This is a genomic window from Agromyces sp. NPDC029043 (genome assembly GCF_055564615.1).
Genome location: NZ_JBVHVX010000001.1, coordinates 260,403 through 279,276, shown reverse-complemented (window position 1 = coordinate 279,276; position 18,874 = coordinate 260,403). Strand labels below are relative to the sequence as shown.

Here is an 18,874-nt window from a genome sequence, read left to right as displayed (position 1 = left end):
GGCGGTCAGGGGGCGTCGACGCGGCGGCCGAAGAGGAAGTACGAGATCGGCCCGACGAAGTTCACGGCGATCACCACCGCCCAGATCGCCTTGCGGCCGTTCACCTCGTCGGCGGGGCGTTTCGCGAGGTCCCTCCACGCCGCCGCGGCGAGCGCGAACTGGATGAGGGCGGAGACGATCCCCCCGACCTTGCGCCCCGTGCTGAGGTCGCTCCACTGCTTCGACGTGGCCATTCGTTCCTCCGATCCCTAGTGCTTGTTCCCCGAGAGCGCGAGCACGCCGCCGAGGCCGATCATCATGACGCCGCCCGTCGCGGCGAGGTGCGAGGCCCGGCGCGGCGAGCGGCCGAACCAGTCGCGCGCCCACCCCGCCGCGAGCGCCCAGACCGAGTCGCAGGCGAGCGCGAGCACCACGAACGCGGTGCCGAGGGTCGCCATCTGCAGGGGGATGGCGCCGGCGCCGAAGTCGACGAACTGCGGCAGCACGGCGACGAAGAACGCGATCGTCTTGGGGTTGGTGACGCCGACGACGAACCCCTCGCCGAGGAGCCGCCACGGGGAGCGCGGCGCGACCTCGCCGGTGACGGCGGCCGCGGCATCCGCTCGATGACGGATCGCCTGCACGCCCAGGTAGACGAGGTAGAGCGCCCCGGCGATCTTGATGCCCGTGAACAGCAGCACGGACTGCGCGACGACCGTGCCGACGCCGAGCGCGACCGCGGCCACGAGGGGGAGCATCCCGGCCGCGTTGCCGACCACGCTGAGCAGCCCGCCGACTCGCCCGAGCGCGAGGGACCGGCCGATGACGAACAGCACGCTCGGCCCCGGGATCACGATCAGCACCACCGAGGCGAGCACGAACGCCCAGAGGTTCGATGCGGGGATCATCCGTGGATCGTACCTCCGCCCTACTCCTCCTCGGGCTGCGGTGCGATCGGCTGCCCGAGCCGCACGCGCGTGCCGAACGGGTCGGAGACCAGCGAGACGCGCTCGCCCCACGGCGTGTCATCCGGCGGCTCGATCACCAGGTACCCCGCCGACTCGAGCGACGACGTGGTCGCATCGACGTCGTCGACGTAGAACCACAGGAGCATCCCCGCGCCCTCGCCGGCCGTGCCGTTCTCGGCGAGCCCGAGGCCGACCTGCGACGCGCCCGCCTGCAGCGTGACGAACAGCGGATCGCCCTCGGCGGGGTAGCGGTACACCACGGCCGTGCCCAGCGCGTCGTGGTAGAAGCGCATCGCGGCGTCCATGTCGGGTACCTCGACGATGGGGAACGCGGATTCGATCATGGTCCCTCCCTCGGCCGACGCTACGCCGCACCGACCGATGCCGCTACCGTTGCAGCGTGAGCGAGCACATCTCCGCGAGCGTCGAGGATGCCGTCGGGCGCATCACGCTCGAGCGTCCGCAGGCGCTGAACGCCCTGAGCCACGAGATGATCCGCACGCTCGCGGCGGTGTTCGAGGCGTGGCGCCACGACCCCGAGGTGTCGATGGTCGTGATGGATGGTGCGGGTGAACGCGGGTTCTGCGCGGGCGGCGACGTGCGCGAGCTCTACGGGTACACGACCGCGGGGCACGTCGCCGAGGCGCTGCGCTTCTTCCGCGACGAGTACCGCCTCAACTCGGCGATCGCGCACTATCCGAAGCCGGTCGTAGCGATCATGGACGGCATCACCATGGGCGGCGGCATCGGCCTGGCCGGGCACGCCTCGATCCGCATCGTCACCGAGCGCTCGCGCGTCGCGATGCCCGAGACGCGCATCGGTTTCACGCCCGACGTCGGCGGCACCTGGCTGCTCGGGCGCGCGCCCGGCGAACTGGGCACGCACCTCGCGCTGAACTCCCGCACGATGGACGCCGCCGACGCCATGCACGCCGGCTTCGCCGACGCCTTCGTGCCGTCCGAGCGCATCCCGCACCTGCTGCAGGCCCTCGCCGAGCGTGCCGACCCGGGCACGCCGTGGGAGATCGTGATGCTCTTCGACGAGACGCCGGGGCCGTCGGCGCTCGCCGCGGCCCGCCCGTGGGTCGACGCCTGCTACTCGGCGCCGACCGTGTCGGGCGTCATCGAACGCCTGCGCGCGTTCGCCGAGGGCCGGGCCGAGGGGCGGGCGGATGGCTCGGAGCGAGCCGATGCCGCCGCCGCGGCCTACGCGGCGGCCGCCGCCGACGAGCTCGAGACGCTGTCGCCCACCGCGCTCGCCGTCACGCTCGAGGCCGTGCGCAGGGCGCGCACGCTGCCCAGCCTCGAGGATGCACTCGAGCAGGAGTTCCGCGCGGTGTCGTGGTTCATCGGCCAGCACGACCTCCACGAGGGCATCCGGGCGCAGGTCATCGACAAGGACCGCAACCCGACGTGGGATCCGCCGACGCTCGACGGCATCCCGTCGACCCTGCCCGCGCGGGTGCTGAGCGAGCAGCTGCACGACCCGGTCTGGCCCGACCGCACCGCTACCGCGCGGTCTTGACCGCCGCCTCGAGTGCGACCCACGACAGCATCGCGCACTTGATTCGCATGACGTACTTCGCGACGCCCTGGAAGGCGATGGCGTCGCCGAGCACGTCCTCGTCGGGCTCGCCCTCGCCCTTCGAGCGGAGCATCGTGCGGAACGCGTCGGCCGTCGCGAGCGCCTCGTCGATCGAGTGCCCCTGCACGAGGTCGGTGAGCACCGACGCCGACGCCATCGAGATGCTGCATCCGTCGCCCTGCCAGGCGACCTCGTCGATCCGCTCGTGCGCCGCATCGAGCTTCACGCGCACGGTGATCTCGTCGCCGCACGTCGGGTTGTACTCGTGGTGCTCGCCGTCGGCGCCCTCGAGCGGGTGGTCGCCGTGCCGCTCCTTCGAGTGGTCGAGGATGATCTGCTGGTAGAGGCCCTCGAGTCCCGCCATCACGACGCCTCCCTCGCGAGCCCGAAGAACCCGCGGACCTCGCCGAGCGCCGCGACGAACCGATCGGCCTCCTCGGCGGTCGTGTAGACGTGCGCGCTCGCGCGCGTGGTCGCGGTGACGCCGAGCGCGCGGTGCAGCGGCTGCGCGCAGTGGTGGCCGACGCGCACGACGATGCCGGCCTCGTCGAGGAACTGACCCACGTCGTGCGCGTGCACGCCGTCGACCGAGACGCTCACGAGGCCCGCGCGACGCTCGCCGGGCTGCGGGCCGACGATCCGGACGCCGGGGATGGCCGCCACGCCCTCGACGACGCGCTCGGCGAACGACGCCTCGTGGGCGGCGACCGCGTCCATCCCGATGCCCTCGAGGTACCGGACGGCGGCGGCGAGCCCGATCGCCTGCGACACCGCCTGCGTGCCCGCCTCGAAACGGTGCGGCGCCGGGAGGAAGTGCGCCTCCTCGAGCGTGACCTTCGTGATGGTCGAGCCGCCGGTGCGCGCCGGCGGCAGTGCGTCGAGCAGCTCCTCGCGGCCGTAGAGCACGCCGATGCCGTTCGGGCCGAGCATCTTGTGCCCCGAGAACGCCGCGAAGTCGACGCCGTACTCGGCGAGGTCGACCGGACGGTGCGGCACCGACTGGCACGCGTCGAGCACGACGAGCGCGCCGTGCCGATGCGCGAGCTCGGCGATCTCGGCGACCGGCGCGATCTGCCCGGTCACGTTGGAGACCTCGGCGAACGCGACGACCCGCGTGCGCTCGGAGAGCACGGCCGCGAGGTCGTCGATCGACCAGCGGCCGTGCTCGTCGACGCGCACCGGCACGATCCGGGCGCCCGTGCGCTGCGCGACGCGCTGCCACGGGAGCAGGTTGGCGTGGTGCTCGGCTTCGGTCAGCACGATCTCGTCACCGGGCTGCAGCGCGAACCGTGCGGCAGGCGCCCCGCCGATGCCGACGCTGGCGTCGGCGATGCCGAGCGCGACCATGTTCAGCGCGTCGGTCGCGTTCTGCGCCCAGACGATCTCGCGGTCGCCGGCGCCGACGAACCGGGCGACATCGGCGCGGCCGTCCTCGAAGAGCGTCGTCGACTCCCCGGTCGCGGCGCTCGCGCCGCGGTGCACCGCGGCGAGGTGGTGCTCGAGGTAGTCGCGCTCGGCGTCGAGCACGGCGGTCGGGCGCTGCGAGGTCGCCGCGGAGTCGAGGTACGCGGTCGGCCGGCTGTCGCCGGACGAGGCGAAGGCGGGGAAGTCGAGGCGGATGTCGCGCACGGCGCGGCCGCCGACCGAGTCGGCGTCGGTGTGAGTCATCCCCCCCATCGTCTCATGCGCGATCGCCGAGCAGGCTGGGAGTGCGGCGTCGCCGGCTCCGCGACATCCGACACCCCATTCGATAGCGTGGCCACGTGAAGAGCCACCACCTGCGTACCCACCGGAGCGACGAGAACCTCGCGCGAGAGGGCCAGCTGGCCTGGCAGCTCGCGGGCGTCGCCGTCGACCCCGTCGAGGTCGACGACGACGTCGTCGAGATGGTCGTGAACCGGGTCATCGACAACGCCGCCGTCGCCGCCGCGTCGCTCGCGCGCACGCCGGTGGTGGCCGCCCGCAGCCAGGCGCTCTCGCACCCCGTCTCCATCAGCGGCGACGGCGCGACCGTGTTCGGCGCGGATGCCGCGCGGCGGACCTCGCCCGAGTGGGCCGCGTGGGCGAACGGGGTCGCGGTGCGCGAGCTCGACTTCCACGACACGTTCCTCGCCGCCGACTACTCGCACCCCGGCGACAACATCCCGCCGATCGTCGCGGTCGCGCAGCACCTCGCGACCGTACGCGGCCTCGGCGGGCGCGAGCTGGTGCGCGGCATCGCGACCGGATACGAGATCCAGATCGACCTGGTGAAGGCCATCACGCTGCACGCCCACAAGATCGACCACGTCGCCCACCTGGGCCCGTCGGCCGCGGCCGGCATCGGCACGCTGCTCGGCCTCGACCGCGAGACGATCTTCCAGGCGATCGGGCAGGCGCTGCACACGACCACGGCGACGCGGCAGTCGCGCAAGGGCGAGATCTCGACCTGGAAGGCGTACGCGCCCGCGTTCGCGGGCAAGATGGCCGTCGAGTCCGTCGACCGCGCGATGCGCGGCGAGACGAGCCCGGTCCCCATCTACGAGGGCGAGGACGGCGTGATCGCGTGGCTCCTCGGCGGCCCCGAGGCGAACTACGAGGTGCCGCTGCCCGAGGAGGGCGAGGCGAAGCGCGCCATCCTCGACTCGTACACCAAGGAGCACTCGGCCGAGTACCAGGCGCAGGCGCTCATCGACCTCGCCCGCCGCATCCACGAGGCGTACCCGCTGATCCTCGACGACCCCGACCGCGTCGAGTCGATCACGATCCACACCTCGCACCACACCCACAACGTGATCGGCTCGGGCGCGAACGACCCGCAGAAGTACGATCCCGACGCCTCGCGCGAGACGCTCGACCACTCGATCCCGTACATCTTCACGGTCGCGCTGCAGGACGGCACGTGGCACCACGTCGACTCCTACCTGCCCGAGCGAGCGCACCGCGCCGACACCGTCGCGCTGTGGCGCAAGGTCGCGACCGTCGAGGATCCGGAGTGGACGCGCCGCTACCACTCCCTCGATATCGGCGAGAAGGCGTTCGGCGGCCGGGTCGTCATCCGGCTCGCCGACGGCAGTGAGATCGTCGAGGAGATCGCCGTCGCCGACGCGCACCCGCTCGGCGCCCGGCCGTTCGGCCGCGAGCAGTACGTGCAGAAGTTCCGCACGCTCGCCGAGTGGGTGCTCGAGCCCGCCGAGATCGAGCGGTTCCTGGATGTCGCGCAGCGCCTGCCCGAACTCGGCCCCGACGAGCTCGGCCAGCTCACGTTCACCGCCGCGCCCGGCGCGCTCAGCCACGTGGAACCGCCGACCGGCCTCTTCTGACCCGTCCGCCACCCGCCACCCGCCACCCGCCCACCCACCCACGCACGGCATTCCGTGCACAAACGGACGCTTCACCGGCGGATGGAGGCCCCGTTTCTGCCCGAATGCTAGGCGGCGTCGGTCCAGCCTCGGCGGGAGAGGTTGCGCCGGATCCGCTCCACCAGCTCACGCGCACGGCGCAGGTCGTACTCCGTCACCTCCATGACGTGGTACCCGAGCGACTCGAGCTCGGCCTCGCGTGTGCGATCGCGGCGCCACTGCCGCAGGTCGGTCCGGTGGTGGTCGCCCTGGTACTCGAGCACCTCGCCGTAGTCGCGGAACAGCAGGTCAACCCGCGCCACCGCCCGCCCGTCGTGATCACGGATCACGACGTTCGCCTCGGGGCGCGGCAGCCCAGCCAGGGCCACGATCGCCCTCAGTTCCGATTCCTTGGGCGATTCGGATGCCGCGTCGACGAGCTCGACCGCCGTTCGGAGCATCGGTCGCCGGCGGAAGTCGGGATATGCCTCGACGGCCGCGCTGAGGGCCGTGACCTCGGTGATCCCGGATCGGAGCGCGGAATCGCCCGCAGCGACCAGCTCGGGAATCGTGAGGTGCGAGGCGAGGTCGCACCAGGTCCGTTCGAGCCGTGTCAGGACGATCTCGCGGACGATCGTGATATCCGATGCGACGATGCTCAGACGACGCCCGACGACGCCATCGCGGCGCACCGCCGACGCGTGCGGAGGCACTGCGACGTGGAGGGCGGTCGCCGCCGCGAACCGCATCGGCACCGGAAGTCCGTGCAGGAGCGCCGCCGTCGGACCGCAGACCACGGCGTCGGTCCGGCAGACCAGGAGCAGCGCCCGGCACCGGGCATCGAGGTCCGGATCCCGCGGCATCCGCGCGCCGTGGATCGCGCGGTCGAGGTCGCGAGCCCGCAGGCGGTCGGGGGAGATGCCGAGCTCGAGTGCTTCGGCGACCGGGAACGGACCTTCGGCGAGCGTCTCCGGCAGCGGATGAGGTGTGCGCATCACTCGAGCTTGGCCGGGCGGTATCCGTCGCCCTCCGGCCCGCTGACCGTCGTGGACGCTCGGACGATGTACGAGAAGGGGAGGACGGGTCGCGCCATCCGAAACCGTGCGAGAACCGTGCGTATGCCGGTCGGCGAAGGCACCGTTCTTGCACGAGATGGAGCGGGCGGGCCCCGTGGCCGCCGGGGGAGACCACGCGCGGGAGACCGGCGCCGCGCCGTAGGCTGGTGAGGCGGCCGCGCAGGGGCGGGCGCCTTCCGATCCCATGAGGAGCACGATGAGCGAGCAGACGTCGCAGGGCACCGCCACCCCGGAGGCGGCATTCCAGCCGCAGATCTTCAAGGGCCTGGCCGGCGTGCCCGTCGACTACACCGCGATCTCGAAGGTGAACCCCGAGACGAACTCGCTGCTGTACCGCGGTTACCCGGTGCAGGAGCTCGCGGCATCCGTCACCTTCGAGGAGGTCGCCTACCTGCTGTGGAACGGCGAACTGCCCGATGACGCGCAGCTGGCCGAGTTCGAGGAGCTCGAGCGCAGCCACCGCGGGCTCGATCACGAGGTCAAGCGCATCGTCGACGAGCTGCCGCTCACCGCGCACCCCATGGACGTCGTGAGGACGGCGGTCAGCGTGATCGGCGCGAGCGATCCCGCGACGCCCGACGACTCCCGGGAGTCGAACCTCGAGAAGTCGATCCGGCTCTTCGCGAAGCTCCCGTCGATCGTCTCGTACGACCAGCGCCGCCGGCACGAGCTCGAGTTCGTCGAGCCGCGGCTCGACCTCGGCTACTCGGCCAACTTCCTGTGGCAGACGTTCGGCGAGGCGCCCGAGCTCGAGGTCGTCAACGCGTTCGACACGTCGATGATTCTGTACGCCGAGCACTCGTTCAACGCGTCGACGTTCACGGCGCGCGTGATCGCCTCGACGCTCTCCGACCTGTACTCGGCCGTGACCGGTGCCATCGGCGCGCTCAAGGGCCCGCTGCACGGCGGCGCGAACGAGGCGGTCATGCACGCGTTCGACGAGATCGGCGCCGGCGACGGGTCGGCCGAGCGCGCGATCGCCTGGCTCGACGCCGCGCTCGCGGAGAAGCGCAAGATCATGGGCTTCGGCCACCGCGTCTACAAGCACGGCGACTCGCGCGTGCCGACCATGCGGGACGCGCTCGAGCGGATGGTCGAGCACTACGACCGACCCGACCTGCTCGACCTGTACACCGCGCTCGAGCAGGGCATGGCCGAGCGGAAGAACATCCTGCCGAACCTCGACTACCCGGCCGGCCCGACCTATCACCTCATGGGCTTCGACACCGAGACGTTCACGCCGCTGTTCGTGGCCAGCCGGGTGACCGGATGGACCGCCCACGTCATGGAGCAGCTCGCGTCCAACGCGCTCATCCGGCCGCTGTCGGTCTACAACGGGCCCGATGAGCGGCACGTCCCGCCGAGGGGCAACGCCTCGGGCGAGCCGGCCGCCTGAGCGTCGGCCCGGGCGGTTCGGTCCTGCGCACAACGCCGCGCCGCGACATCCGCCACCGCACTGTGCGCGACCACCAATGTGGAGACATCCACGACGGATCAGGCATAGTGTCGTGGACCATGCACATGTTGTTCCGCACGCTGCTCCACGTGCTGTTCCTGTCCCGGACCAAGCCCTCGCTCGGGCACTACGAGGTCGCACGCACCCGGTTCATCACGCTGCCGACCGACCTCGACGTCAACCGGCACATGAACAACGGCGTGTACTTCTCGATCATGGATGTCGCGCGGTTCGACATGCTCGTGCGCAACGGCGTCTTCGGCATCATGCGCGCGAAGGACTGGTACCCCGTCGTCGCGAGCGAGACCATCACGTTCCGGAAGTCGCTGAGCCTGTGGCAGCGGTTCACGATCGAGTCGCGCCTCGTGGGGTACGACGAGAAGGCGGTGTACGTCGAGCAGCGGTTCGTGCGGCCTGGGCCCGACGGGCGGCCCGAGATCTACGCGCAGGGGTTCATCCGCGCGCGGTTCCTCCGCAAGGGCGGCGGCACGGTCCCCGTGTCCGAGCTCGTCGCGGCGTTCGGCACGCCGCCCGCCGAGGACGAGCTTCCCGCTTGGATCGAGCGGTGGGGCGCGGATGTCGCGCTGCCCGCGACGCGCGCCGACGCGCCGTCCGTCTGGGCCTGACCCCGCCGGCGCTCGGGCCGGCGGTGCTGTGACGAAACGGGAAGTCGCGAGATACTGGGCCTTGCGCAAGGGCGGTTCTGGCAGGGAGGTCGTCATGCCGTTTCGCAGTCTGAGGACGCTCGAGTCGTGGCTGGACGAGTTCCGGGATCTCGGCTACCGATTCGGTGGCGAGATGAAGGTGATCCAGCAGGACGGCGCCGACGGGGCCGACACGGGCCTGGTGTCGGTCCGCCTCGTGGACGCGGTGACGGTCATCACCATCCAGCCCGAGATCCGGGGTGCGATCCGCTGGGTCGTGACCATGGAGCCCAGGGAGGCGACGGTGACGCTCGATGCGCCGGCCCTGCTCAACCTCGCGGCCGAACTGTCGGTCGCGTCGGCGCTCTGCGCCTTCCTGCAGGCGAAGTCCATCGCCTTCGTGGGGATGGACACCGCCTGAGCGCGGTGGGCGCTAGGCCGATGCCCCGGTGACGGTGTCGGTCAAGGCGTCGAGCGCCATCGCGAGTCGACGGTTCGTCTCCTGGTCGCCGGCGTCGATGGCGTCGTTGAACGCGCCGTCGAACTTGGTGAGCTCGGACCACGGCGCCTCGGTGAGGTCGATCGTGAGCGTGATGCGGTTCACCCGCCGGTCGTCGACGTCGACGTCGCGGCGCACGACGCCGCGGTCGACCAGGCGGTCGATCAGCGTGGTGACCCCCGCGGAGGTGATGCCCAGGAAGTCGGACAGCGTGCCCGGCCGGGTGCCGGGATTCGCGGCGATGAACAGCAGCGCACGGGCGTCGAGCTCGTTGATCTTCAGCACCCGGCGCGCCTCGATGAGGGCCGCCGACCGGGCGTCGACGTACCGGAGCAGCGCCCTCGCGAGGGACGAGTAATCCGAGCGTCGCAACACCATGGCTCCTCCCGCCTTGTTCGACAGGCGGTCGATCCTTACATTAGCAGGAATCTCGGGAAGTTGATTTCTAGAATATTTATCTAACGTTCTGAGATTTTCTGCTAGTCTGGGATCTCGAACCCGTCCCCTCCGAAGCCTCGAACGGACTTCTCGCCGGGCCGACCAGATGGGAAGGAATGGCGATGGGCGCCTTGTACTACGGCAGCGGCAGCGAGCCGCTCGAGATACCCGACCGGCTGCTGGCTCACCTCAAGGTCGTGCTCACCGCGAAGCTGCGGCGACGCGAACGCTTCACGCTCTCGTGGGTGTCGCCAGCAGGCTCCGGGGGCGGCCACGGCACCCTCTGGCTCGACCCGACGATCCCGTTGCGCTTCACCTTCGATGCCGCCGAGACCGAGCCCCTCGACCCCGAGCTCCTGCATCGGCTCGCCCACGCGGCGAACACGGTGCGCGGGGTGGTCGTCGCACTCGAGCCCGCCGGCGCACTCGAACCCGCCGGCGCACTCGAACCCGCCGGCGCGGCGGCCGCCAGCGGCTAGCTCCGGGCCTTCCAGGGCACGACGACCTCCTTGACGAGCAGCAGGATGCCCGCCGCCACCGGGATCGCCACCAGCGCGCCCGGCAGGCCGGCGAGCGTGCCGCCCGCGAGCGCGGCGATGAGCACGATCGAGCCGGGCACCTGCACGGCCTTGCTCATGACGCGCGGGGTGAGGATGTACGCCTCGACCTGCATGTAGACGAGCATCGCGATGAGCACGATCAACGCCGCCGTCGGCGAGACGAACAGCGTGAGGGCCGTCATCACGATGGTCGTCAGCACCGTTCCGATGAGCGGGATGAGCGTGATGAAGAACGCCGCCACCGAGATGACGAGCGCGAACGGCTGCCCGACCAGCGAGAGCAGGATGAAGCTGTACACGGCGTTGAAGAAGGCGAGCACGACCATGCCGCTGAGGTACCGGCCGACGTTCTGCATGATGCGCTCGGCGTAGTCGACCACGCGCTCGCGATGCGACGCCGAGACGAGCGAGTACACCGCGGCCTTCGACGCGTCGAGCGTCGCGGTGAAGTAGATGGTCAGGACGAAGACGAAGAAGCCGGTGGAGATGCCGCCGATGATCGCGACGCCGATGTTGAGTGCGCCGCCGCCGATCGTCGCCCACGTGTTCGGGTCGCTGACGACGCCGACGAACCACGCGTAGACGCTGCTGAGCACGCCGCCCGAACCCGATGACGCCGACTGGAACCACTCCTGGTCCTGCAGGTTGGCGTACAGCTCGGGCAGCGACTGGACGAACGCGACCGACTGGGCGACCACGAGCGGCAGCACGAGCCAGAGCAGGCCCACGATCACCAGGACGAACAGGATGATCACGGTCAGGATGGCGACGCCGCGCTTCATGCCGCGTCGCTGGAACCAGCGGACCAGCGGGTCGAGGCCGAGCGTGATGAAGATCGCTGCGAACACCGAGAAGACCACGCCCGACAGGCTCAGCAGCGCGGCGGCGATCCCGAGCGCCACGAGCACTCCGGCCGTGGCGATGAACGCCCACACGAACGGGCGGTTCGCCATCATCCCGCCGGCTTCCGCCGCCTGCTCACGGCTCTCCTGCAGGTCGCGGGCGCGCCGCTCGATGCGCTTCACGGCGCCATCCTATGGGCGGCCTCTCGCGGAGGGCGTCCCTCCCGTCCGAGGGTCGCGGCTCAGCGACCCACCTCGGTGACGGGCGCGGGCACGTGCAGGCGGCGGTAGGTGTCGACCAGCCCCGGGTCGTAGTCGCTCCACTCGGGCATCGCACGGCCCCCGCGCGCGGCGGCGAACCGGTCGAGGTAGTAGTCCCAGCCCGGGCCGACCGAGGCCGCGTCGGTGCCGGACTGCAGGCGCTGGCCGAGCGTCAGCGTCGTCATGCCACCGGCCTCGCGCAGGTGGCAGAACACGCGCACCGCGGCATCCCCCTCGCCCACGTCGGCGTGGAAGCGGTGCGGGGCGTCGCACTCGAGGATCGAGGCGTTCTGCCACTCGGCGTCCTCGCCCGCCATCCGGAACCGGACCCCGCCCGTCGAGGGCAGGCCGGTGTACGTGCCGATCCACGACTGCATCGCCGTCGGATTGGTCAGGGAGTACCAGACGTCCTCGATGGGAGCGTGGAACAGCCGGTCGAACTGGAGGTAGAGCCCGTCGTCCTTGCGAACGTAGTGGCCGGTCGCCCGAGTGATGGTCATCGTCGCCCCCTGCGTGTCGTCCTGACCTCAGGCTAACCGGGGCGGCATCGCAGGGCTAGAGTGACGCGCATGGGGAGCTCCGGTTCGAAGTCGAGGGTCACGCGTTCGGGTGCGCGGAATGCGCCGCACGAGGAGGAGCCGCTGCGGTTCTCCCCCGGACACCAGACGATGTGGGGATGGTTCGCGGGCATCATCGTGCTCGCGCTGATCGCGGTGCCGCTCAGCGCCGCGTTCTCGTTCGCCACGAACCCGCGCACGCAGCAGCTGTTCGCCGGCCGCCTCTCCGAGGCGACGACCGGCGGCTACCAGGCGTTCTGGTGGATCGTCACGCTGCTGCTCATCGCCCTGCCGGTGCTGGTCGGCTACGGCGTGGCCAAGCTGTCGGCGCGGGCCCTCGCGATCGTCGGTGCGGTCGTCGCGCTGTTCGTCATCGCCATCCTCGTGCTGGGGCAGATGTTCGTCTTCTAGGTCGCCCGGGAGGGGTCGTGCAGGTTCCGAAGGCGTCGGATGACGCGAAGGCGCTGTTCTCCTCGGTCGTGCCCGACGACCCGCGGGTCGTCGTCAAGCCGATGTTCGGCAACCTCGGCGCGTTCGTGAACGGCAACATGTTCGCCGGGCTGTTCGGCGATCGCATCGGCGTGCGCGTGCTCGACGAGGCGCGCCGGGCCGAGCTCGCGGCGACGGAGGGCGCGGGCCCGTTCGGTCCCGACGAGCGGCCGATGGGCGGCTACGTGTCGGCTCCCGAGGCGTGGACCGACGAGCCCGGCCGCATCGCCGAGTGGGTCGCCGGGGCGTTCGACGAGGTGGCGGCGCTGCCGCCGAAGGCGCCCAAGCCGCGGACGGCGCGGCGGTAGCGCGCGGGCCGCGCCGGCCGGTTCAGGGCAGCTCGGCCTCGAGCACCGCCATCGCCGCGTTGTGCCCGCCGATGCCGCTCACCGCGCCGCCGCGCACCGCGCCCGAGCCGCAGAGGAGCACGCGCGCGTGCGCGGTCGCGACGCCCCAGCGCTCGGCCGGCGTCGCGAGCGGCGCGCCGGGCTCGGCCCACGGCCATGACAGCGGACCGTGGAAGATGTTCCCGCCGGGCATCGCCAGCGCCTCCTCGAGGTCGCGCGTGGTCTTGACCTCGATGCACGGGCGGCCCGCGGCATCCGCCGCGATCACGTCGGCGATCGGCTCGGCGAGCACCGAGTCGAGCGAGGCGAGCACGGCCTCGCGGAGGCGGTCGCGAAGCTCGTCGTTGCCGAACCGGTCGACGAGCCGGTCGGGCACGTGCAGGCCGAAGACGGTGAGGGTCTGCGCGTAGGAATCCGCGAGTTCGGGGCCGAGGATCGACCGGTCGCTGAGCGTGTGGCAGTAGATCTCGCAGGGGAGCGGGTCGGGCAGCTCGCCGCTCGCGGCCTGTTGGAACGCGGCGGCGAGCTGCGTGGCGAGCTCGTTGATGTGGAACGTGCCGGCGAACGCCTGCTCGGGGGCAACGGACTCGTCGAGGAGCCGCGGCAGCCGCGTGAGCAGCAGGTTCACCTTGACCTGGGCGCCCTCGGGCACGTCGAGGCGATCCACGCGGCGGCGGGCGTACTCGGTGAGCGGCACCTCGTCGTCGGCGGAGAACGGGGGCTGGTCGCGCGGGGCGATGCCCGCGAGCGCGTCGTCGGCATCCGCGACGGCCGGGGCCGCGTCGGCGGGGGCCGAATCGGCGTGCTCGGATGTCGCGACGAGCCGCTCGAGCACGTGCGGCGCGACGTTCGCGAGCACGACCCGGGCGCGCGCCATCCGCTCGTCGCCGGCCTCGCGCCAGCGCACCTCGCCCGACTCGGGGTCGACGGCCACGACCTCGGCCTCGGTGCGCAGGCTCGCGCCGGCCTCGCGAGCCGCGCGGGCGAGCTCTCCCGTGACCGCGCCCATCCCGCCGACGGGGACGTCCCAGTCGCCCGTGCCGCCGCCGATCACGTGGTACAGGAAGCAGCGGTTCGCGTCGAGCGATGGGTCGGCGAGGTCGGCGAACGTGCCGATCAGGCCGTCGGTCGCGACCACGCCGCGCACCAGGTCGTCGGCGAAGCGCGCGTCGATCGCGTCGCCGAGCGGGCGCTCGACGAATTCCTCCCACACGCGGTCGTCGCCGACGAGGGCGCGCGCCTCGTCGCGGGTCGGCAGCGGCTCGGTGAGCGTCGGGAAGAGCGCCTCGCCGAGGCGCGCGGTATCGGCGGAGAAGCTCTGCCACGCGTCGAGGTCGTCGGCCGCACCGACCCGGGCGAATGCGTCGCGGGCGGCTTCGGCATCCGCCTCGACGTCGACGAGCAGGCCGCGCGACGGGTCGCGCGGATCGGGCGTGTACGACGAGAAGCGGCGACGCACGAGGCGCACGTCGAGGCCGAGGTCGTCGACGATGCGCTGCGGCAGCAGGCTCACGAGGTACGAGTAGCGGCTGAGGCGCGCGTCGACGCCCTCGAACGCCTGCGCCGAGACGGCCGCGCCGCCGAGGCGGTCGGCGCGCTCGAGCAGCAGCACGCGCTTGCCCGCGCGGGCCAGGTACGCGGCGGCGGTGAGCCCGTTGTGGCCGCCGCCGACGATGACGACGTCGTGGTCGGGGGCGGGCTCGTCGGCGGGGTGCGCATCGGTGGGCATCCCACGAGCGTAGACGAGCGGATGCCGCGTCCGAGCCGTCGGCCGCCGCCTGCGTCCGGCGTGGTGCCGTCAGCGCGCGCGACGCATCGCTCGCACGCCGAGCACGAGCCCGAACGCGCACGTGACGACCGCGGCGACGACCCCGCCGACGATCGAGGGGTCGCCGAACCCGCCCGCGAGCAGCGCCCGCTCGGCGTCGACGAGGTAGCTCAGCGGGTTCACCGCGGCGGCGACCTGCATCCACGCGGGCCCCTCCTCGAGCGGCAGGAGCATGCCCGAGAGGATCATGAGCGGGAACAACAGGGTCTGGTGCACCATCCAGAACATCCAGTCCCGATTCCGGCACGCGAGCGCGAGCGTGTAGCTGAGGGCGCCGAGCCCGACGCCGAACACGGCCAGCACGACGAGCCCCGCGACGAGGCCGGGCACGTCGAGCCGGAACCCGAACGGCACGGCCACGAGCACCACGAGCGTGCCCTGGATGACGAGCGGCACGACGTCCTTCAGTGCGCGACCGACCAGCAGCGCGCCGCGGGACAGCGGCGCGACGAGCGTGCGCTCATGCGACCCCGTCTGCATCTCGAAGAGGAGGTTCGCGCCCGTCGCGCCCGTGCCGAACAGCGCGACCATCACGAGGATGCCGGGGACGAACCACTGCAGGGTGCCCGCGACGTCGCCGCCGGAGGCGCCGACGAGCAGCGGCCCGAACAGCCCGAGGAAGACGAGCGGCTGCACGAGCGAGAACACCACGCTGAACGGGTCGCGTACGAGCGGTCGCGACTCGCGCACGAAGACGGCGGCGGTGTCGTGCACGAACCCCGTGGGGCGACCGGATGGTGCGGACCGCGCGTCGACGACGCCGGCCATGTGCGGGGCGGTGGGGCGGGTGAGGGTGTTCATCGTGAGGTCTCCTGGGTCGTTCTCATCGACTCGCGCGGAAGTTCCCCTGAGCGAGCCGATTCGCGTGGGTCGAGCGGATGGGTGGGGATGCGCGGGTCGGTCAGGCCGCGGATGCGTCGGCCTCGGCGGCCGGCGCGGCGCCCTCCTCGCGGAGGCTGCGGCCTGTGAGGGCGAGGAACACGTCGTCGAGGGTCGGCGCCCGGTGCGTCGCGGCGACGACCAGCAGGCCGGCGTCCGCGAGGTCGCGGATCCAGTGGGGGAGCGCCCGGTCGCCGTCGGGCGCCGTGACGGTCACGACGGCCCCGTGCACCTCGCCGTCGACGCGTGACGCCGCGGCCGCGGCATCCGTCGCCGACCCGAACGCGAGCGTCACGCGGTCGCCGCCGAGCTGCTGCTTGAGCGCCGGCACGGTGTCGTCGGCGATGACGCGGCCGTGGTCCATGACCATCACGCGCTCAGCGAGCTCGTCGGCCTCGTCGAGGTAGTGCGTCGTCAGGAAGATCGTCGTGCCCGTCTCGCGGCGCAGGTCGACGATGTGCTGCCAGAGGTTGGCCCGGCTGTGCGGGTCGAGCCCCGTCGACGGCTCGTCGAGGAACAGCAGCTCGGGCCGGTGGATGAGCCCGAGCGCGATGTCGACGCGCCGCTTCTGGCCGCCCGAGAGCGACTGCACCTGCCGGTTCGCGACCTGCCCGAGCTCGAGCGACTCGATGAGCTCGGCGGCGCGCGCCCGGGTTTCACGGCGCCCCATGCCGTAGAACGCGCCCTGCGCGTGCAGCTCGTCGCGCACCCGCTGCGTGTGCCCGCCCGAATCGCCCTGGCCCACGTAGCCGATGCGCCGACGCACCCCGGCCGGGTCGCGGCGGATGTCGCAGCCCGCGACCGTCGCCTCACCGGCGGTGGGCGGCAGCAGCGTCGTGAGCATCCGCAGCGTGGTCGACTTGCCCGCGCCGTTCGGTCCGAGGAAGGCCACGAGCTCGCCCTCGTCGACGGAGAGGTCGACGTCGCGCACGGCCTCCACGGGGTTCCCCTTCGCGCGGAACGTCTTCGTGAGTCCCCGCGCGGTGATCATCTGGTTCGTCATGCCGCCAGCCTCTCGAGGCATCCGGTCATCTTCTGGCCGCAATGGGAGGAGAATTCGAGCATGGCCGCGACCACCACCCGCACGCTCGAACTGCTCTCGCTGCTCCAGAGCCATCGGCACTGGACCGCGCGCGAGCTCGTCGACCGGCTCGACGTCTCCGAGCGCACCCTGCGCCGCGACGTGGAGCGCCTGCGGGAACTCGGCTACTCGATCGAGTCGACGCGCGGGGTCGCGGGCGGATACCGCCTCGAGGCCGGCACGGGCCTGCCGCCGCTGCTGCTCACCGACGACGAGGGCGTCGCGATCGCGGTCGGGCTGCGCTCGCAGGCCGCCGCCGGGCTCCGCGGTGCCGAGCACACGACGCTGAGCGCACTCGCGAAGATCGAGCAGGTGCTGCCGCCCGCGCTGCGCCGGCGCATCGAGGCGCTGCAGGCGGTCGCGACGCCCCCGGCCGGCTCGGCGTGGCCCGGATCATCCGGAGCGGGCCCGGGCGCCGCGCCATCCGTCGACAGCGACCTGCTCGGGCTCCTGGCGCTGTGCTGCCGCGACAGCGAGCGGATGCGCATGCGGTACACGGATGCCGCGGGCGCGCCATCCGCCCGCTCGATCGAGCCGCACCGCCTCGTGCCCCTCGGCCGGCGCTGGTACCTGCTCGCGTGGGACCGCGACCGCGACGACTGGCGCACCTTCCGGCTCGACCGCATCGCCGACGTGTTGCCGACCCGCGTGCGGTTCACGCCCCGGCCGCTCACCGACGAGGACGCGCTCGAGCGCGTGCAGCGCGCCGTGCGCTGGCGAGGACAGGACGTGACGGCGCGCATCGTGGTCGACCTGCCCGTCGAGGAGTTCCGCGCGCGGCTCGGGTGGTGGGCGCGCGACGCCGTCTCCGGCGCGGACGGGGCCACGACCGAGTGGCCGATCGAGGGCGAGTCGGTGCAGGCGGTCGCGGCGGCACTCCTCTGGGTGCCCGAGGGCGTCGGATGTCGCGTCGAGGGCGCGCCCGAACTGCTCGCGTTCCTCCAGGCGCAGGCCGTCCGCTTCGCCGCCGCCGCGCCGCACGCCCGCCCCTCCTGACACCCGCGGTCCGCTTCCTCGCCACCGCTCCCCACCCCTTCCGCCTCCCACCCCTTCCGCCGAGTCCCGTGTTTCTGCGGGCGCACCCGCACGAACCCGGGATTCGCGCCCCGGCGTATCCCACCCCTCCCCACTCCTTTCGCCGAGTCCCGTGTTTCTGCGGGCGCACCCGCACGAACTCGGGATTCGCGAGGGTGGCAGTGGACGGCGTCGGCGGGGCGCGGTCGAATGGGGGCATGGACATCGCCTTCATCGCCGGGTTCGGCCCGATCGGCACCGTCGACTCGGCCTCGCACGACTTCTGGGCGGGCGCGCTCGGCATCCCGTTCCATGAGAACGCACCGCGGTACTTCCACACCGAGGAGGTCGCGGGCGCGAGGGCGTTCGCGATCTGGCCGCTCGACCAGGCCGCCGAGGCGACGTTCGGCACGCCGCAGTGGCCCGCCGACCGGCCGGTGCCGCAGGCCTGGATCGAGTTCGACGTCGTGTCACCCGACGCGGTGGCGCCCGCCGTCGAGGAGCTGCGCGCGAAGGGCCTCGAGGTCCTCGTCGAGGCGCACGAGGAGCCGTGGGGGCAGACCACGTCGCGGCTCCAGAGCCCCGAGGGCCTGCTCGTGGGCGTGAGCTACACGCCCTGGATGCACGACCCGGCGTAGCCGCCGTTCGCTGGCGCGGCCCCGCTCAGCTCTCGCGTTCGAGCTGGCCGATCTCGGCCCCGTCGGAACCGAGCACCGTCATCGTGTCGCCCGACACCTCGGCGACGCTGAGCTGCGACAGCCAGTCGTCGACGCCGTCGCACGCCATCTTGGTGGAGGCGACGTTCTCGAACTCGACCTGGTCGGCCTCGTCGACCGACCAGGTGCCGTTCAGGTTGTTGCAACCGTCGCTGCCGGTGAGCGTGCCGTCCTCCTCGAGCGTGAGGTAGGGCGTACCGGTTCCCGACGAGTCGCCCCACGTGCCGGTCGGGTCGATGTCGCCCCCGGCGTCCTCGCCCTCCTCGCCCGCGCATCCGGCGAGCAGGAGCGCGGCGATGCCTCCGACGACGGCGAGCGTGCGCAGCCTGGTCATG

Annotated in this window: 23 protein-coding genes; 10 read left to right on the top strand and 13 right to left on the bottom strand. The window is 72.1% G+C overall.

Going from position 1 to position 18,874, the window contains the following annotated elements; translation table 11 throughout:
• Positions 1-5: 5 nt before the first annotated feature.
• Genes ACZ4TW_RS01310 through ACZ4TW_RS01300 form a run of 3 tightly spaced genes read right to left on the bottom strand, consistent with a single transcriptional unit; the run spans position 6 to position 1,291 of the window.
• On the bottom strand, positions 6-233 hold the full coding sequence (locus ACZ4TW_RS01310; protein ID WP_465539397.1) for a PLD nuclease N-terminal domain-containing protein: 228 nt from the start codon (positions 231-233) through the stop codon (positions 6-8).
• A 15-nt stretch (positions 234-248) separates the two neighbouring features.
• Positions 249-887 (bottom strand): LysE family translocator, encoded by a 639-nt coding sequence (locus ACZ4TW_RS01305; protein ID WP_465539395.1) that lies wholly within the window; start codon positions 885-887, stop codon positions 249-251.
• Between the two features lie 20 nt (positions 888-907).
• Positions 908-1,291 carry a VOC family protein gene (locus ACZ4TW_RS01300; RefSeq protein ID WP_465539393.1) on the bottom strand — a complete coding sequence of 128 codons (384 nt, stop codon included), beginning with the start codon at positions 1,289-1,291 and terminating at the stop codon, positions 908-910.
• A gap of 56 nt (positions 1,292-1,347) precedes the next feature.
• Between ACZ4TW_RS01300 and ACZ4TW_RS01295 the strand changes: the two genes are divergently transcribed.
• The gene (locus tag ACZ4TW_RS01295) at positions 1,348-2,472 is read left to right on the top strand and encodes an enoyl-CoA hydratase/isomerase family protein (protein ID WP_465539391.1); all 1,125 of its coding nucleotides are present in this window, start codon (positions 1,348-1,350) and stop codon (positions 2,470-2,472) included.
• On the opposite strand, the gene sufU is transcribed toward ACZ4TW_RS01295, so the two are convergent.
• Both sufU and ACZ4TW_RS01285 read right to left on the bottom strand, forming a co-directional pair.
• Positions 2,456-2,896, bottom strand: a complete 441-nt coding sequence (gene sufU, locus ACZ4TW_RS01290) for a Fe-S cluster assembly sulfur transfer protein SufU (protein ID WP_465539389.1) — start codon at positions 2,894-2,896, stop codon at positions 2,456-2,458. The two genes, ACZ4TW_RS01295 and sufU, sit on opposite strands and share 17 nt — an antisense overlap.
• Positions 2,896-4,200, bottom strand: a complete 1,305-nt coding sequence (locus ACZ4TW_RS01285; protein ID WP_465539387.1) for an aminotransferase class V-fold PLP-dependent enzyme — start codon at positions 4,198-4,200, stop codon at positions 2,896-2,898. The genes sufU and ACZ4TW_RS01285 overlap by 1 nt, the downstream gene beginning before the upstream one ends.
• A gap of 95 nt (positions 4,201-4,295) precedes the next feature.
• On the opposite strand from ACZ4TW_RS01285, the gene ACZ4TW_RS01280 reads away from it, so the two are divergent.
• The gene (locus tag ACZ4TW_RS01280; RefSeq protein WP_465539386.1) at positions 4,296-5,834 is read left to right on the top strand and encodes an MmgE/PrpD family protein; all 1,539 of its coding nucleotides are present in this window, start codon (positions 4,296-4,298) and stop codon (positions 5,832-5,834) included.
• A gap of 107 nt (positions 5,835-5,941) precedes the next feature.
• Here ACZ4TW_RS01280 and ACZ4TW_RS01275 read toward each other — a convergent pair whose 3' ends face one another.
• A complete protein-coding gene (locus ACZ4TW_RS01275; protein ID WP_465539384.1) occupies positions 5,942-6,847 on the bottom strand; it encodes a hypothetical protein in 906 nt (301 codons plus the stop codon).
• A 277-nt stretch (positions 6,848-7,124) separates the two neighbouring features.
• On the opposite strand from ACZ4TW_RS01275, the gene ACZ4TW_RS01270 reads away from it, so the two are divergent.
• The 3 genes from ACZ4TW_RS01270 to ACZ4TW_RS01260 all read left to right on the top strand — a co-directional run bounded on the left by ACZ4TW_RS01270 (position 7,125) and on the right by ACZ4TW_RS01260 (position 9,449).
• Complete coding sequence (locus ACZ4TW_RS01270) at positions 7,125-8,324, top strand: bifunctional 2-methylcitrate synthase/citrate synthase (RefSeq protein ID WP_465539382.1); 1,200 nt, start codon at positions 7,125-7,127, stop codon at positions 8,322-8,324.
• 119 nt (positions 8,325-8,443) lie between these two features.
• Positions 8,444-9,010, top strand: a complete 567-nt coding sequence (locus tag ACZ4TW_RS01265) for an acyl-CoA thioesterase (protein WP_465539380.1) — start codon at positions 8,444-8,446, stop codon at positions 9,008-9,010.
• A gap of 94 nt (positions 9,011-9,104) precedes the next feature.
• Entirely contained in the window at positions 9,105-9,449 is a 345-nt protein-coding gene (locus ACZ4TW_RS01260) for a hypothetical protein (RefSeq protein WP_465539378.1), read from the top strand.
• 12 nt (positions 9,450-9,461) lie between these two features.
• Here the strand turns inward: ACZ4TW_RS01260 and ACZ4TW_RS01255 are convergent, their stop codons facing one another.
• Positions 9,462-9,905: a MarR family transcriptional regulator gene (locus ACZ4TW_RS01255; RefSeq protein WP_465539376.1), complete on the bottom strand. Its 444-nt coding sequence runs from the start codon at positions 9,903-9,905 to the stop codon at positions 9,462-9,464.
• A 182-nt stretch (positions 9,906-10,087) separates the two neighbouring features.
• On the opposite strand from ACZ4TW_RS01255, the gene ACZ4TW_RS01250 reads away from it, so the two are divergent.
• Positions 10,088-10,444 (top strand): DUF7882 family protein, encoded by a 357-nt coding sequence (locus ACZ4TW_RS01250; RefSeq protein ID WP_465539374.1) that lies wholly within the window; start codon positions 10,088-10,090, stop codon positions 10,442-10,444.
• Here ACZ4TW_RS01250 and ACZ4TW_RS01245 read toward each other — a convergent pair.
• Positions 10,441-11,550 (bottom strand): AI-2E family transporter, encoded by a 1,110-nt coding sequence (locus ACZ4TW_RS01245; RefSeq protein ID WP_465539372.1) that lies wholly within the window; start codon positions 11,548-11,550, stop codon positions 10,441-10,443. The two genes, ACZ4TW_RS01250 and ACZ4TW_RS01245, sit on opposite strands and share 4 nt — an antisense overlap.
• A 59-nt stretch (positions 11,551-11,609) precedes the next feature.
• Complete coding sequence (locus ACZ4TW_RS01240) at positions 11,610-12,128, bottom strand: SRPBCC domain-containing protein (protein ID WP_465539370.1); 519 nt, start codon at positions 12,126-12,128, stop codon at positions 11,610-11,612.
• 69 nt (positions 12,129-12,197) lie between these two features.
• Between ACZ4TW_RS01240 and ACZ4TW_RS01235 the strand changes: the two genes are divergently transcribed.
• Together ACZ4TW_RS01235 and ACZ4TW_RS01230 are read left to right on the top strand one after the other, a co-directional pair.
• On the top strand, positions 12,198-12,596 hold the full coding sequence (locus ACZ4TW_RS01235) for a hypothetical protein (RefSeq protein ID WP_465539368.1): 399 nt from the start codon (positions 12,198-12,200) through the stop codon (positions 12,594-12,596).
• Positions 12,597-12,613: 17 nt separating this feature from the next.
• The gene (locus ACZ4TW_RS01230) at positions 12,614-12,982 is read left to right on the top strand and encodes a TfoX/Sxy family protein (RefSeq protein WP_465539366.1); all 369 of its coding nucleotides are present in this window, start codon (positions 12,614-12,616) and stop codon (positions 12,980-12,982) included.
• A 22-nt stretch (positions 12,983-13,004) separates the two neighbouring features.
• Here ACZ4TW_RS01230 and ACZ4TW_RS01225 read toward each other — a convergent pair whose 3' ends face one another.
• The 3 genes from ACZ4TW_RS01225 to ACZ4TW_RS01215 form a co-directional block, all read right to left on the bottom strand.
• Positions 13,005-14,750, bottom strand: a complete 1,746-nt coding sequence (locus ACZ4TW_RS01225) for a phytoene desaturase family protein (protein ID WP_465539364.1) — start codon at positions 14,748-14,750, stop codon at positions 13,005-13,007.
• Between the two features lie 69 nt (positions 14,751-14,819).
• Positions 14,820-15,617, bottom strand: coding sequence for an ABC transporter permease (locus ACZ4TW_RS01220; protein ID WP_465540238.1), 798 nt, complete (start codon positions 15,615-15,617; stop codon positions 14,820-14,822).
• Between the two features lie 133 nt (positions 15,618-15,750).
• Positions 15,751-16,731, bottom strand: coding sequence for an ATP-binding cassette domain-containing protein (locus ACZ4TW_RS01215; protein WP_465539362.1), 981 nt, complete (start codon positions 16,729-16,731; stop codon positions 15,751-15,753).
• Between the two features lie 60 nt (positions 16,732-16,791).
• Here ACZ4TW_RS01215 and ACZ4TW_RS01210 point away from each other — a divergent pair, with 60 nt between their 5' ends.
• Positions 16,792-17,805 (top strand): helix-turn-helix transcriptional regulator, encoded by a 1,014-nt coding sequence (locus ACZ4TW_RS01210; RefSeq protein ID WP_465539361.1) that lies wholly within the window; start codon positions 16,792-16,794, stop codon positions 17,803-17,805.
• A 236-nt stretch (positions 17,806-18,041) separates the two neighbouring features.
• The gene (locus tag ACZ4TW_RS01205) at positions 18,042-18,461 is read left to right on the top strand and encodes a VOC family protein (protein WP_465539359.1); all 420 of its coding nucleotides are present in this window, start codon (positions 18,042-18,044) and stop codon (positions 18,459-18,461) included.
• A gap of 25 nt (positions 18,462-18,486) precedes the next feature.
• Here ACZ4TW_RS01205 and ACZ4TW_RS01200 read toward each other — a convergent pair whose 3' ends face one another.
• Positions 18,487-18,873 carry an META domain-containing protein gene (locus ACZ4TW_RS01200; RefSeq protein WP_465539358.1) on the bottom strand — a complete coding sequence of 129 codons (387 nt, stop codon included), beginning with the start codon at positions 18,871-18,873 and terminating at the stop codon, positions 18,487-18,489.
• Between the last annotated feature and the right edge of the window lies 1 nt (position 18,874).